The sequence below is a fragment of the Runella rosea genome (assembly GCF_003325355.1).
In the GTDB taxonomy this organism is placed as follows: Bacteria; Bacteroidota; Bacteroidia; order Cytophagales; family Spirosomataceae; genus Runella; species Runella rosea.
The window spans coordinates 1,812,570-1,826,070 of record NZ_CP030850.1 but is presented as its reverse complement, the minus strand read 5'-3'; the positions used below and the strand labels follow the sequence as shown (position 1 = coordinate 1,826,070).

At 43.7% G+C, this 13,501-nt stretch carries 13 protein-coding genes and 1 tRNA gene; 5 read left to right on the top strand and 9 right to left on the bottom strand.

All coding sequences use genetic code 11. From position 1 onward, the window contains the following. Positions 1-224: 224 nt before the first annotated feature. From DR864_RS07820 to DR864_RS07805, 4 genes are all read left to right on the top strand, one after another. Positions 225-306, top strand: a tRNA-Leu gene (locus DR864_RS07820). 155 nt (positions 307-461) lie between these two features. Then, positions 462-1,802, top strand: a complete 1,341-nt coding sequence (gene tig / locus DR864_RS07815) for a trigger factor (protein WP_114066432.1) — start codon at positions 462-464, stop codon at positions 1,800-1,802. Between the two features lie 93 nt (positions 1,803-1,895). Further along, the gene (locus DR864_RS07810; RefSeq protein WP_114066431.1) at positions 1,896-2,465 is read left to right on the top strand and encodes a Crp/Fnr family transcriptional regulator; all 570 of its coding nucleotides are present in this window, start codon (positions 1,896-1,898) and stop codon (positions 2,463-2,465) included. Positions 2,466-2,553: 88 nt separating this feature from the next. Further along, on the top strand, positions 2,554-3,273 hold the full coding sequence (locus DR864_RS07805; protein ID WP_114070198.1) for a sterol desaturase family protein: 720 nt from the start codon (positions 2,554-2,556) through the stop codon (positions 3,271-3,273). 83 nt (positions 3,274-3,356) lie between these two features. Here the strand turns inward: DR864_RS07805 and DR864_RS07800 are convergent, their stop codons facing one another. From DR864_RS07800 to DR864_RS07785, 4 genes are read right to left on the bottom strand one after another with little or no spacing between them, the layout of a single operon-like run. Then, positions 3,357-3,938, bottom strand: coding sequence for an O-methyltransferase (locus DR864_RS07800; RefSeq protein ID WP_114066430.1), 582 nt, complete (start codon positions 3,936-3,938; stop codon positions 3,357-3,359). Positions 3,939-3,975: 37 nt separating this feature from the next. Further along, on the bottom strand, positions 3,976-4,767 hold the full coding sequence (locus tag DR864_RS07795) for an alpha/beta hydrolase (RefSeq protein WP_114066429.1): 792 nt from the start codon (positions 4,765-4,767) through the stop codon (positions 3,976-3,978). A gap of 30 nt (positions 4,768-4,797) precedes the next feature. Then, the gene (locus DR864_RS07790; RefSeq protein ID WP_114066428.1) at positions 4,798-5,904 is read right to left on the bottom strand and encodes an alcohol dehydrogenase catalytic domain-containing protein; all 1,107 of its coding nucleotides are present in this window, start codon (positions 5,902-5,904) and stop codon (positions 4,798-4,800) included. Between the two features lie 60 nt (positions 5,905-5,964). Next, the gene (locus DR864_RS07785; protein ID WP_114066427.1) at positions 5,965-6,747 is read right to left on the bottom strand and encodes a hypothetical protein; all 783 of its coding nucleotides are present in this window, start codon (positions 6,745-6,747) and stop codon (positions 5,965-5,967) included. Positions 6,748-6,887: 140 nt separating this feature from the next. Between DR864_RS07785 and DR864_RS07780 the strand changes: the two genes are divergently transcribed. After that, a complete protein-coding gene (locus DR864_RS07780) occupies positions 6,888-7,730 on the top strand; it encodes a universal stress protein (protein WP_162793637.1) in 843 nt (280 codons plus the stop codon). Positions 7,731-7,830: 100 nt separating this feature from the next. On the opposite strand, the gene DR864_RS07775 is transcribed toward DR864_RS07780, so the two are convergent. Genes DR864_RS07775 through DR864_RS07755 form a run of 5 tightly spaced genes read right to left on the bottom strand, consistent with a single transcriptional unit; the run spans position 7,831 to position 13,492 of the window. Further along, positions 7,831-8,607, bottom strand: a complete 777-nt coding sequence (locus DR864_RS07775) for a hypothetical protein (RefSeq protein ID WP_162793635.1) — start codon at positions 8,605-8,607, stop codon at positions 7,831-7,833. A gap of 12 nt (positions 8,608-8,619) precedes the next feature. After that, a complete protein-coding gene (locus DR864_RS07770) occupies positions 8,620-9,537 on the bottom strand; it encodes a hypothetical protein (protein WP_114066424.1) in 918 nt (305 codons plus the stop codon). Beyond that, positions 9,521-10,588 (bottom strand): hypothetical protein, encoded by a 1,068-nt coding sequence (locus tag DR864_RS07765; RefSeq protein ID WP_114066423.1) that lies wholly within the window; start codon positions 10,586-10,588, stop codon positions 9,521-9,523. Before DR864_RS07765 ends, DR864_RS07770 begins: the two co-directional genes overlap by 17 nt. Beyond that, a complete protein-coding gene (locus DR864_RS07760; protein ID WP_114066422.1) occupies positions 10,585-11,661 on the bottom strand; it encodes a hypothetical protein in 1,077 nt (358 codons plus the stop codon). Before DR864_RS07760 ends, DR864_RS07765 begins: the two co-directional genes overlap by 4 nt. A gap of 4 nt (positions 11,662-11,665) precedes the next feature. Continuing rightward, positions 11,666-13,492, bottom strand: a complete 1,827-nt coding sequence (locus tag DR864_RS07755; RefSeq protein ID WP_114066421.1) for a M56 family metallopeptidase — start codon at positions 13,490-13,492, stop codon at positions 11,666-11,668. Between the last annotated feature and the right edge of the window lie 9 nt (positions 13,493-13,501).

The window sequence follows — 13,501 nt, the reverse complement described above, 5'->3', positions numbered from 1 at the left end:
TTGTTGTACTCAATACGACTAAAGTAGTCAGAATTATTTTTTTTTACAACTATTTTCTGATTTATGAGCAAAATACAAACGGATATATTTTGAGTAAATTGTTGATAGACAGCGAAGTAGTTTGGTTTGAAAAAAAAATCAAAAATAAAGACGTTAAAACTTCTCTATTTATTTGCATTTATTACAAATCTATTCATAATTTTGCAGCCCCAAACACACACGCTGCGGGCGTGGTGAAATTGGTAGACATACCAGACTTAGGATCTGGCGCCGCAAGGCATGGGGGTTCGAGTCCCTCCGCCCGCACCTTTAGTGGCCGTCGTCCGTGAACAAAAATACGTTTCGGAAACCGTCAAAAACTAAACCCTCAAGCTCGCAAAGTTTGAGGGTTTTTTCAATGAGTAACCATTCAATCATCGTCCCGATGTCAATCGGGACAACAGATAACTAATAACTGCAAAATGGAGGTCCTGTTAGAAAAAAGTACACCCACCAACGCCACGTTGACCGTCAAGTTGGCAAAAGAGGATTACCAACCAAAAGTAGATAAAACCCTCAAAGATTATAGCAAACGCGTTAATTTGAAAGGGTTCCGCCCGGGTAAAGTACCCGCGCAGGTGATTCAGCGCATGTACGGAAAAAGCATCGTTATTGACGAGGTCAACCAATTGTTGAGCGATACCGTCAGTGGCTACATCCGCGACAATAAACTTCCAGTAGTTGGTGATCCGCAAATTGACCGCGAAAAAACATCAACTATTGACTGGGATAAGCAAAGCGAATTTGAGTTTGCCTACGAATTGGGATTGGCTTCTGACTTTGAAGTGAATTTGAGCGCCTTGCCTTCGGTTTCTAATTATACCATAGAAGCGGGCGAAAAAGAATTGAATGATACCATCGAAAACCTGCGTACGCAATTTGCGGGTCAAATCAATCCCGAAGTTTCGGAAGCGGGTGATATGATTTATGGTGAGTTGAAACAAGGTGACTTTTCGACTAAAACGGCCATTCCTTCGCGCCAAATCAAAGAAGAAGCGCAGGCACAATTTATCGGTTTGAGCAAAGGAAGCGAGATTACGTTTGATATTCGCAACACCTTCGTTGACGACAAAGCCGTAGCGCATTTGACAGGCTTAAAAGACGAAGATGCCGCTGCATTGGCGGGTGATTTTACCTTCACGGTAGAAGACGTCACGCGTCAAGCACCTGCTGAAATCAATCAGGAGTTTTTTGATAAAGTATTGGGTGCTGGTAAAGTGGATAACGAAGTAGCTTTCCGCGACCAAGTAGCCGAAATTATCAAAAACAACTACGCTCGCGAAGCTGATTCGTTGTTGCGCCGTGACATCGACCAAGCGTTGTTGGACAATATCAGCATTGATTTACCAGAAGAATTCCTGAAAAAATGGTTGTTTAACGCCAACGAAGGAAAATTCACACCTGAGCAAATCGACGCCGACTATCCGCAGTTTACGAAGTCACTGAAACTTTCGTTGATCAAAAACAAGATGGCCGAACAAGTCGACATCAAAGTAGAATCAGAAGAGGTAATTGCCCGCGCCGAAGACATGGTACGTGAGCAGTTTGGTTTCTACGGCAACGATATGGGTGAGCAGATGAACGACACCATCCGTAAGATTGCGATGAACTACCTGACGTCAGAAAAAGAAAATAACTACTCCAAAATGTTCAACCTCGTGTTTGACGATAAGGTGTTTGCAACCCTTAAAACGCAACTGCCTTTGGAGGACAAAACCATTGATGTAGAGCAGTTTCAGGAAATTGTGAAGAGCCTGAGCTAATCGTGTTTTTGGATAAATAATTTTTCAGTACTAAAATGGCTGCACATCAATGTGCGGCCATTTTGCGTTTAGAACCCTGAAACAACCCGAAATATGGAAAAGCTGATTGAACTCACCAAACAACTTTGGCCTTCGATGAGCCATGAATTTGAGGAGGTACTGCGAAACTCCTTGGTGAAGGAAGTGGTGCCCAAAAAACAATTGATTTTGAAAGAGGGGCAAACCGCGCATCGAATGCATTTTGTGGAACAGGGATGCGTGCGAGGGTATTACCTGAAAGAGGGAGAGGAGATCAACTCGTGGTTTATGAAAGAAGGCGATTTTGTAATTTCTATTGTTAGCTTTTATACCCAAACACCTTCGGAAGAGATGATAGAGACGCTCGAAGACTGTATTTTATGGTCAATCTCCTACCAGCGCCTCCATCAACTGTATCTTCAATATCCCGAATTTAATCGGGTAGGGCGGCTTCTGACGGAGCATTATTATGTGTTGAGTGAGCAGCGTACCCAAAATTTAAGAAAGAAAACGGCCGATGAACGCTACCGACAGTTGGTCACTTCTTTTCCGGATATCAGCAACCGCGTACCGCTCAAATACATTGCTTCTTACCTTGGCATCAGCTTTGAAACCCTCAGCCGATTGAGGGCTAAGAAATGGTAAAGTCCGATTTTTGAATTGATTTATGTCAATTTTTTTGGGTGGATTTGGGGTGAGTTTTGTAACCGAAACTTTAAAAGCTACAAAAGATATGCTCACCCTCATTTTTATCGTTTTTGGATTTTGCTTTATCTTAGAACGACTCATCCCGGGTTGGAAACTTCCTGACGTACCGACATGGACCATCAGAGTTCTGGGGGTAAATTTTATTCAACTTGGCGTAGTAATACTGGCAGGATATACGTGGGAAAAGTGGTTTTCGGTCTATTCGTTATTTCATCTTTCAGACCACGTAAACCCTTATTTGGGGGGACTGATTGCGTATTTTATCGCAACGTTTATATTCTATTGGTGGCATCGTTGGCGGCACACCGTTGATTTTCTATGGACCCATTTTCATCAAATCCACCATAGTCCGCAACGAATCGAAGTCATCACTTCTTTTTACAAGCACCCTTTGGAAATGACGGTCAACTCAATCATTGGGAGTTTGCTGGTGTATTTTTTATTGGGATTAAACATGGAGGCAGGTGGAATTTATACACTTTGTACCGCGCTTGGGGAGTTTTTTTATCATACAAATGTTAAAAGTCCGCAATGGGTTGGTTATATTTTCCAACGTCCTGAAATGCACAGAATTCATCACGAATACAATAAACACACCAATAACTATGGTGACATTGTTTGGTGGGATATGCTTTTTGGAACGTATGAAAATCCGAAAGAATTTAAGACCTCCTGCGGTTTCGACAACGAAAAAGAGCAGCGACTTGTCGATATGTTGAAATTTAAAGATGTACACAGAGAATGATTGGCCGCATCCGCTTGGCGGTGAAGCCTACCTACCGAATTCATGAGACATTCCAAGTCTCTGAAACCTAGAATGTCTCTGCATTATGCCTTTTTTACCAAAACAATTACCCCCGAAGCCCACGACATTTTAACCGTTTCAAAACGGGTATCTTCTTCAAGCGTTTGGATGAGCGCGGCTACTTTTTCGGCGTGTCCTTCGGGCCAATTGGGCTGGGGGAGCATATCGTCGATGATGTAAAAACCGCCCGGTTTGACCAAATTCAGGGTTTCGGCCAAATGATTGTATTTGCCGGGCCATGTATCGGCAAAAATTAAATCAAAGCTATTGGTGGGAAGCGTCACGATGACGTCTTCGCCTGGAAGACAGATTAACTCCAATCGTGGGTCGTGGCCAAGGTGTTTTTGGGCAATGGAAATCAAAGCTTCGTCAAATTCTACCGAAATGAGGCTAGAATCAGCGCTCATTCCTTCCAAAATCCAAGCCGTGGCGCGGCCAGCACCCGTACCCAATTCCAGAAATTTCCCCGCAGGTTTGGAAGCAATAAGAGTGCGAAGAAATACCCCCGTCAAATCGTCAGATGGTTGACCGAAGCTGATGGCGGCGGCATCTGCGTCAATATTTTTAATACTGCCGGGTTTGTTTGGAATGCTGTTGTCGTTCATAAATCTGATCTTTTTCGGCTTATATGGTTTATAAAAATTACGGGCACAAACTACCGAAAAAAAGCAATGATTCAGCAATGTGTTCTTCCCAATAAGGCCATTCATGCCCGCCCGGAAACTCATTGTATTGATGCTCAATGCCATGCCGGACCAAAGAATGATGCAATTGTCGATTGTAATCAATGAGAATATCTTCCTGGCCGCAATCAAACCGAAAAGGCGGAAGGTTTACTTTGTGTTGCAGGATACTTTCCAACACCGATTCTTGGGTTTGAGCGACTGAGAGAAGCCCGTCAAAATCTTCCACAAATTGGTTCAATTGGCCCAGCTCTGTGACGGACGAATGACCCGAAAAAGCCCTGAATTTATCAGAATACTTAGCTCCTAGCCGCAGTGCACCATAACCGCCCATCGAAAGCCCCGTGATGAAAAGCGGCAAAGCGCGGCCCGCGATTTGTTGGGTTACTACACTGACCACATCTTCCACAATCCATTTTTCATAGTCTTCCGACAGATGAGGCACATACCCGCTGCCGTCGGCAAACAGCCCATCGGAAGGCATGACCAGAAGCATGGGCGGCATTTTGTTTTCATTAATGAGCCGTTCGGCGGTTTGATGAACGCCACCTTTGAGCGTCCATGCCCAATGGCTTCCATACACACCATGCAGGAGCATGACCATGCCTTTGAGTTCAGAAACAGGAACGTCGGGTACAAATACAGTAATATCCGCTCGTTTTTTCAACGATGGGCTTTTGACCGTAATCAAGCGCAGATTGTCGGATTCAAAACGTGGGTCGGAGATTTCGACGGTGAAGAATTGGGACATACATTAAAAAATCAAAATGACAGCGTGGCTCTAAAACACAATCACGCCCTTCGCATTTCTGCCCGCGTGCATATCGGCAAAGGCTTCGGCGAGTTGGTCAAGGTTGTAGGTTTTGGTCACCATTTTGTCCAAAATCAAATCGCCTTTGGCGTAGAGTTGTTGGAGAATGGGAAAATCAATTTGGGGCCGAGCTTTGCCATAAAGCGGATTGATGTAGATTTTGTCCCATTCAAAAAGGTTCATGTCGATGCTAATTACCTGCTCAATGCCGCTCACCTGACAGGCAACGCCTGCGTTGCGCACCATGGCAAGCGGTGCGGCACCGAGTTCGGGAATAGCGGTACACTCAAAAGCATAATCAGCGCCGCGCCCGTTGGTAATGGACTTAACAAGCTGGGCGGCCTGCAATAGGCCTATGTCTTCCTTTTTGGCCAAAACAGTGTCGGTAGCGCCGTATTCTCGGGCCATTTCGAGGCGTAATGGGTTGATGTCTACAGCGATGATTTTGGCCGCGCCCGCGATTCTTGCGCCTTGAATGACGTTTAGCCCCACGCCGCCCGTGCCGAGTACCACCACGGAGCTGCCCGTTTTGACTTTGGCAGCATTGACCACCGAACCGTAGCCAGTCATGACACCGCAACCGACAATGGCCGCCGACGAAAAAGGCATGTCGACCGTGATTTTGACGCAGGCCGCTTCTCGCACCAACGTGTATTCTGCCATCGTACCGAGGCTAAACGCGCGCTCAATGGGTTGACCTTCCAGAAGGGTAGAGGCCAGTGTCGCGTGGCCCCCTGAGGCTTTATTACCCGCTGTAACGGGCGAATTGACTTCGCAAATATGTTGGTTGCCTTCCTGGCACTGAAAGCATTTGTGACACGGAATGGCCCAGTTAAGCATCACTTTGTCGCCTACCTGAAGGCTCGTTACATCAGGGCCAATTTGGGTTACGATGCCTGAGCCTTCGTGGCCCATCACGAGAGACTTACCCCATGATTGCGAATCCCAATCGGTATGACAGATGCCCGCCGCTTTGATTTGTACCAGCACTTCATCGCCCTGCGGGGCGGCTACTTGGAGGGTTTGAATGGAAAAACTGCCCGTGCCGTTGGCAATGGCGGCTTTGGATTGAAGCATTCTTATAGTATTTTTTTTACCACTAAGTCTTAATGAAACTTAGTGGTTTTAACATTATTGCTACTTCGCCCGTGGGTACTGGCTTAAATCTGGCCGTTTGAAATCGGTAAAAATGCTTTCGGGTAGTTTGTCAAACACCATGATGTCGGTGAGGTCGCGGTCGCCACGCTCGCCAGAAATCAAGATTTTTCCGTGTTGCTTATAGTCGGTCCAAGGACGAATGAAGCCAGGTTTTTCGGCGTCAAACTTGGGATAATAGGCCCATTGCCATACCATAGGATTTGTTTTCTTTACCCATACTTTGTATTTATTGTCGGGGGTGTTGCCTACGCCTTTAAATGTCAATTGGAGTACATCGGCTTCTACGCCGTCCTGCGTTTTGTCTTCGCCGAGGTATTTGAGGGTTACGCCCGAATCTTTCAGTTTGAAAGGCATTAGGAGCCAATAACTGTCGTTTATCCAAGCACCTTTTCCACTTTTTACAAATTTGGCGATGGAGTCAGGAGCCGTTTGTTCTTGGCCGTATTTAAACACGCGTCCTTTGTCGGTATTGATGTTTAAAAGTACAGTTTGGTCGTTATTGACATTGTCGATGCGCACATTACCGGTCCACTTGTCCCAAATTAGTTTTCGATTTCCGAAAAAATTCCAGGCGATGTAGCGCGTTTTATCCCAATTTTTGCGCCCTCCCATATTTTCCATCACTTGGTCGGCTATTTCGATGGCTTTGGCATCAGAGCCAGCAGCGTCAAATCCTGCGGCGGCGGGGTTTTTCTGGGCAAAACACGCCGAGAATAATAGGAAAGCGAGCAAATTGAGCGTAAATTGTTTCTTCATTGACATACATTTTTGACGTTAAAACGGGTTTTTTCAGTAGTTCTACCCAGAGGGGTGATTTTTATCACCAAGGTAACTGATTTTTGTCATATAGTTTCACCCTTAAATAGCACAATTTTATGGCATCCAACCAACGTAGAAAAACAATGAGAACAATTTTGGTACCCACGGACTTCTCTGACAACTCTCAAAAAGCGCTTGAATTTGCGCAGATAATTGCAGAAAGGTACGATGCGGGAATTTCATTGGTACATGCGTATCATCCGCCAATCATTGATCCTAACCTGCCGCCAGAAGCATTAGTCGCGTTGGCCGAGCAGACGGAGAAAATTGACAGAGAAAAGCTAGAGGCGTGGGAAAAAGAATGCCGACAAGATGGGTTTGCGTGTGAAAGTAAACTGGTATTTGGCTCGGCAACAGATGTAATTTTGGACGAGGTCATTGAGCAAAAGCCGATTTTGGTCGTCATGGGCCGCACGGGCAAAGGGGGGTGGCTCGATAAACTGATGGGCAGTGTAGCCACTAGTGTTTCGGCCAAGGCCGCATGCCCTGTGTTGGTGTTGCCGCCGCAGGCGCACACCAAAGACATTAAGCGAATCGTGTACGCCACGGAGTTGGAGCGACCCGAAGAAAATGCCTTGGGTTTTGCCTTCAATTTAGCTGAACATTTTAATGCTGAATTGGACCTTGTAAAAGTAAATGCGTCTTTTGAAGTGAATGTGTTTGATGATGAGCAGTTTATCGGTGACATCAAAGCGACATTTGGGGATAAAAAGTACACACTCCACGCCATCGACGAAGAGTCGGTTGTGGATGGATTGCAAAAATATGCCGACAAACACCATGCAGATTTGATTGTTATGGCTACCCGTAAGCGGGACTGGTTATCGGGATTGATTAATCCGAGCCTTTCCAAAAAAATGGTGTTGGCATCGCATATCCCGATACTGATTTGTCATTTAGAACAAATGGAGACATTGGAGGCGTAAGAAATTTGCCTCATAAAAATATTAAAAATCTTGCGAGAATGGGTTGTTTAGAGTACACCTGGGCCTGCTTTGGCCCAGGTGTCTTTGTGTTTGGAGGAGGCTAAAAATCGCCCGAATAAAAAGGACTGAATACATAATAGCTCGAATCGCGTTTCAGCCGGTTGGGAGCCCGGTCAATCCAAATGACGAAATCAGTTTCGCCGGGTTTGCGGGTGGAGGCTTGAATCATTTTTAATTCAGGAACTGACTTTTGATTATTCCGGTACTCCTCGGCAACACCATATAAATTTTCTTTTGAGGCGCGCTTGTGCGCATATACCTTGGCTACCTGTCTGATGTGCACATTCTCTAGTTCTTCCAATGAGACTTGCTTGCCATCCACAAATACCGTCACGCTTTTCTTGTATTCATCATAAAGAGCTAAGTGATGATTAGCCCGAACGTAGATCATAGTGTTTTTTCGTTTAAAAAAACTTGCTTCCATGAGTTGATTCATGTCGCCCGTCCAAGTGTAGGAGGTATGTTTATTCGAATTCTCAATTTTAACCCTACCCACCAGCTGGCCTTGTTTGTAGTTTTCAAAGATGACAGTATCCCCTGAGTGAGAGGTTGTGCTGACAGTCATTTGGTCAATGCTTGGCCTCTGGCTTTTATCATTTTTAATAACGGCTTCTTTCTCTGGCTCCGATTGCAGCAGTGGCTGACACATCGCCGTTAAAAACAACAATAAACTCAGGACAATATACCGCCAACTGCTTCGCCATGTGGATTGACGGTTCATCATCTCAATACGACTATGTAACCTTGATTTATTTGAATGCACCTCGCCGAAGTGGTTGGTGAAGGTGAAATGTGTGGGATCAGTGAGGGTTTTCATGGCTATTTGAATTTAAAGATTAGTATGAACAAGTACATACGTCTTCTTGGCATAATCTTTCTTTTCATCATAGATGTCGAAGATGAATGCATCTTTTATCGTTTTTGGGTCTAATTGAGCTAAATCCTCTTGGGCAATCGGGTGTCGGTTAACTCGTGTAATCGCACTGGGATGTTTTAATGCTTCTTTCAATATTTCTGCGCCTGAAAGTCTATCTTTCCAAACGGAGGTAGATTTTCCCGATAACACTCTAAAGAACGGCGATTGGCTTTCAGGAAAAGAAGTGACAGTTAGATATTGAATATTTTCCCAAAATGTCCCTATTTGAATCTGCTTCTCCCTCAATTCATATTCAAGGGCATTTTCATTATAGGCTTTTTCTGCCTCTGCGCGGTCTTCCAGCACCACTTTCTGTAAGTCAGCCAAAGGGGATTCTCTGATATGAATTTTGTTTGTCTTGAGATCCAATTTTAGAAAACCGCACCTAATAGGCCGAAGTGAATGCGGGTTTCCGTAGTGCGAAGAACCTGCACTTTTTTCAGTACTTTCCATGGTAGCCATTTGTTGGACATACAAGTGTAAAGGGTCTAATTGATACGATGTTATTTCAAACGTTCCACCATGCGCCTCGATAGCTTCCTGTATTTTCGTCAAATCTTTCATTGTAATTTTGGGCGTAATAACCCACTCAATGGCATCATCTGTTTGAATTAAATACTTTGTTTGGTTATTGTCGATAAGGTAAGGCTTTGAAAATGAGAACACTATAAAGAGTACAGGTACGAATAAGAAGTACTTGCCGACCGTCTTCCAAGTCGTATATTGTTTATTCATCATTTCAATGCGCGTTTTCAACAGTGATTTATTGAAATGCGGTCCGCCGAAGTGGTTGGTGAAGGTGAAATGGTCTGGATTAGTGAGGGTTTTCATGGCTATAATTGTGAGTAATGATGGCAATGGTACGTTGTGCAGATTGACGGGTGGAGTCGGTGTAAACGACCGAGCAGCCGATTGTCCTGATGTTATCAAATTTCAGCTGCTCGGCCTGTTGAAGTGTACTTGGTTGATTATCAATGAGAAAATGAGAGGTAGTGTATAGGTTTTCTACGCGAAGCGCACCCTCCTCGACAAAATAAATACGATTTCGGGCACCTGTTTGATAAATGTATCGGAGCGCTTCCTGTCCGAATTTGGTAAAACCGTTGGCCGCTTTTAAAGGGTTTTTGTAAAAGTTACTGCGTATATCCTTCAAAAGCGCATCTTCTTCCCTGTTTTTTTCTTCCTTTTTTGATTTGTTATAGTCTGCTGCGTGGTCATTTATCCATTTTTCAATCTCCTTTTTATCCTCTTGGGCAATGCTGTTAAAGATTGGGTCGTGGGAGTTATCACTGATTCCAAGACTGTGCTTTTTGGTGTCTATCCAGCCACCGAATGCCGCAATAGGTTTGTCAACGGCCTTCAAATCATCGGTTGAACCAACTCCTCCACCTTTCAAATAAGAGGTTTGGATACTTATTTCCGTTAGGTAAAATCCCAGCGGGTCGTACTTCATTTGTTTTACAAAAAATACGCCACCTACCTTTTTGAATTCCTGTTGAATGGCAGCCAGATCTTTGAAGGTAACTTTAGGCGTAACTACCCAGTACAGTCTGTTTTCCTTGTAAATTACATATTTCGTTGAAGAAACAGGTTTGGGTGGTGCTTCAAGTACAAAGTCATTAAGCTGCGTCAGAGGAGGATTTTGTTTTTCAAAAACCACATTTAATTCAGGCACTTCTCCTACAATTTTTGCCGCTATTTCAGCCCGATAGGGCTTGGTAAAAGCGGCGCAAATCCACAACATTCCTACAAAAAGGAAGTATTTTCCCACACCCAGCCACTTGGATTTTGACTTGTTCATCATCTCAATGCGCGATTTTAACAGGGATTTATTGAAATGATTCGTAAAAGCGAAATTCTCGGGTTTAGTGAGGATTTTCATGGCAGTTTTTTGAATTTTTTAGTATAAATTGCTATTACGCTATAGTGACGTATTGTGTCGGAAGGTGGATAAAAATCATGAAAATTTATACAAGTGATATCGCTAAATAAGAGTTTTTTAGCATTTGAAAGTTGATTTGTCTTACCATCAATTACTAATTCTGTCCTACCGGTAAATTCTTCAAAACGTAATTTTCTGTTTTTGTCAAAGTAAAATCTATTTTTTACTCCTGTTTGTGAGATGTAGTTGAGGTTATCTAAACTATAATTTAAACTGTGGACTGTATTTGTATTTCTGTGTTCATTAAGCTCAAATTCCAAGTATTTCTCACGATTTTCCCCAACCCAATCATCTGCTGTTTTTTGGTCATCTAAAGCTACTTGATAAAGCGGGCTTTTAGAAAGCCGGCCTCCTATTGTAGCATATCCAGTCTTTATGTCTATTTTCCCATAAATACCAGTCACAGGGATTTTAAATTTGGGATAAAAATGTTCGTGCGCAAGAGATTTTCCCTTTTCATTCCTGTCAATTCGTAAGCCAGCATCTAATAAATGATGGCTTAGTGGATCATATTCGATATGAGTTACTGAAAATACATAATTTATCTTGTGAAACTCTTTTTGAATAGCTACAAAATCTGCTGGTTTAATCATCGGAGTAAGAATCCATTCTATATTTCCTTCATTGAAGATTACATACTTAGTTTGTGAAACTAAATTATCGACTGGAGTCAGGAGCGTTACGTTAGTTATTTTAGTCTTTTTACTTAAAGGAGTTTCTTGAAATACAGCGTCTTTTAAAGTGGTTTTTATGGTAGTTTTATTTTCTGCAAACTCCTTCAATTCAGGCACTTCTTCCACAATTTTTGCCGCTATTTCAGCCCGATAGGGCTTGGTAAAAGCGGCGCAAAGCCACAGCATTGCCACAAAAAGAAAGTATTTCCCCACGCCCATCCACTTGGGTTTTGATTTATTCATCATCTCAATGCGCGATTTTAACAGGGATTTATTGAAATGCGGTCCGCCAAAGTGGTTGATGAAGGTGAAATGCGTGGTGGAAAGAAAGACTTTCATGGCTTTAGTTTTCGGTAAAAATCAAAATGTAGTGCCGTCTTTGGGTTTTGTCTTTCTCCCAAGTATCTTTGAAAATAGCAGCATAGAAATCTTTGAGAGCTATTTTCTCTATCTCTTCCAATGTTGAGGGTTTTCCGTTAAGTAGGATAATATCGTTGCGATGAGGCCCCGCTACTTGAAGAAAGTCGTTTTCATTTAAATTGAGAAAACTTGATTTCCCCCTTTTTTCTTTATAGTATTCCAAGGATTTTCGACGCATATCTCTACTACCACCTGCTCCTGTTTTGGAGTTTGTTTCCACAATAAGGTATTCAATACGATTTTTATGAAAATCTTCATTAGCCGTTTTTTCGTCTTGCTCTGAAATTGTTTTTAAAGTTGGGTGCATATTTCCTTTGTCAGTGGTACCACATCCTCCTGCTTCAATTGTCATGTACCCGCCATGAGAAGCAATGGGTTTTAGAATATCTTCTCCCTCGTCCCATGCACAACTACCACCGTTAGGCCTGTTGGATATTACTGAAACACGCTGAAGAAATGATTGCATAGGATCCATCTTCATTTCTCGTACCTCCAATTCAAGACTATGTCTCTTAAATTCTTGTTTCATGGCAAAAAGGTCTTCCAAAGTAGTTTTAGGTGTAATGACCCAATGCAATGTTTTATCCTCATAAACCACGTATTTCGTAGCCGAAATCAATTTTTGCGTATCAGTTTCGGCTTTAGCCAGCGGCTCAATAGCAATTTGTACTGAGTCTTTTTGAGGCTTATCCAACGATTTTTCCAACACAAAGTCATTAAAAACAACCTTTGGTGAAGGTTTAGGTTCCATAACCGCCTTCAATTCAGGCACTTCCTCTACAATTTTTGCCGCTATTTCTTCCCGATAGGGCTTGGTAAAAGCGGCGCAAAGCCACAGCATTCCCACAAAGGCAAAGTACTTACCGATGCCCATCCATTTTGAATTTGTTTTGTTCATCATCTCAATGCGCTCCTTGAGAAACGATTTGTTGAAATGCGGGGCATTGATATTATTGGTAAAGGTCTGTTTGTCGGCCGAGAGCGTTGTGCGAAGCAAATGGTATTGATACGATTTTTTTTCGATACCGCTGTCCAGCACCGCGCGGTCGGTGATGAATTCGAGCGTTTCTTGTACCAGTCGCTGATGCCACCATGCAAAGGGATTGAACCAAAACACAATCTTTAGCACCTCGGCTGTGAGCATGTCGATGCTGTGGAGTTGGTGCGCGTGTACGCATTCGTGGGTCCACACTTGCGCCCATTCGTCGTCGTTGTGGTGGGTAGGATTGTAAAAAATACGGTTGAAAAACGAAAAAGGTGAGGTGATTTTATCACTCTCAATCAAGTACACACCGTCTTCGGTTTCGTATTGGGTACTGCCGTGTTGCAGTCGCCAGAGGGCTCCCAGCTGAATCAGTAATTTCAGGGCCAACAAACCTGCCACTACGCCATATACGATGCCGATCCAATCCCACACCGAAAGCGATGAATCTTCCAAAACCGCGCTTGGTACCGTCGTTGCCTGAGGTGTGGGAGCAATAAATGGCTCCGATTTTGTCACCTTTGGCACTGGGCTGGCGGGCTTGGATGGCAAAACGACGGCCACGGCTTGGGCGGGGGCATCTGGCACCCATTCCAAATCGGGGAGGGGAATGACGGGTAGTAGCAAGGTGGCCGCCACATTGATCCATAACAACCACCGGTTGACCTGCAAAAAAGTCTCACGTTTTACCAGCCAAGCGTAGGCGGTGGTCAAAATGGCCAATACCAAACTGGCTTTCAGGAGATAGGAAAGGAGTTCGTAGTTCATGGTTAAGCG

Excerpts from the sequence above, each read along its gene's own strand:
- tig (WP_114066432.1), top strand. The coding sequence starts at position 462 with ATGGAGGTCCTGTTAGAAAAAAGTACACCCACCAACGCCACGTTGACC.
- DR864_RS07810 (WP_114066431.1), top strand. The coding sequence starts at position 1,896 with ATGGAAAAGCTGATTGAACTCACCAAACAACTTTGGCCTTCGATGAGC.
- DR864_RS07805 (WP_114070198.1), top strand. The coding sequence starts at position 2,554 with ATGCTCACCCTCATTTTTATCGTTTTTGGATTTTGCTTTATCTTAGAA.
- DR864_RS07800 (WP_114066430.1), bottom strand. The coding sequence starts at position 3,938 with ATGAACGACAACAGCATTCCAAACAAACCCGGCAGTATTAAAAATATT.
- DR864_RS07795 (WP_114066429.1), bottom strand. The coding sequence starts at position 4,767 with ATGTCCCAATTCTTCACCGTCGAAATCTCCGACCCACGTTTTGAATCC.
- DR864_RS07790 (WP_114066428.1), bottom strand. The coding sequence starts at position 5,904 with ATGCTTCAATCCAAAGCCGCCATTGCCAACGGCACGGGCAGTTTTTCC.
- DR864_RS07785 (WP_114066427.1), bottom strand. The coding sequence starts at position 6,747 with ATGTCAATGAAGAAACAATTTACGCTCAATTTGCTCGCTTTCCTATTA.
- DR864_RS07780 (WP_162793637.1), top strand. The coding sequence starts at position 6,888 with ATGAGAACAATTTTGGTACCCACGGACTTCTCTGACAACTCTCAAAAA.
- DR864_RS07775 (WP_162793635.1), bottom strand. The coding sequence starts at position 8,607 with ATGAAAACCCTCACTGATCCCACACATTTCACCTTCACCAACCACTTC.
- DR864_RS07770 (WP_114066424.1), bottom strand. The coding sequence starts at position 9,537 with ATGAAAACCCTCACTAATCCAGACCATTTCACCTTCACCAACCACTTC.
- DR864_RS07765 (WP_114066423.1), bottom strand. The coding sequence starts at position 10,588 with ATGAAAATCCTCACTAAACCCGAGAATTTCGCTTTTACGAATCATTTC.
- DR864_RS07760 (WP_114066422.1), bottom strand. The coding sequence starts at position 11,661 with ATGAAAGTCTTTCTTTCCACCACGCATTTCACCTTCATCAACCACTTT.
- DR864_RS07755 (WP_114066421.1), bottom strand. The coding sequence starts at position 13,492 with ATGAACTACGAACTCCTTTCCTATCTCCTGAAAGCCAGTTTGGTATTG.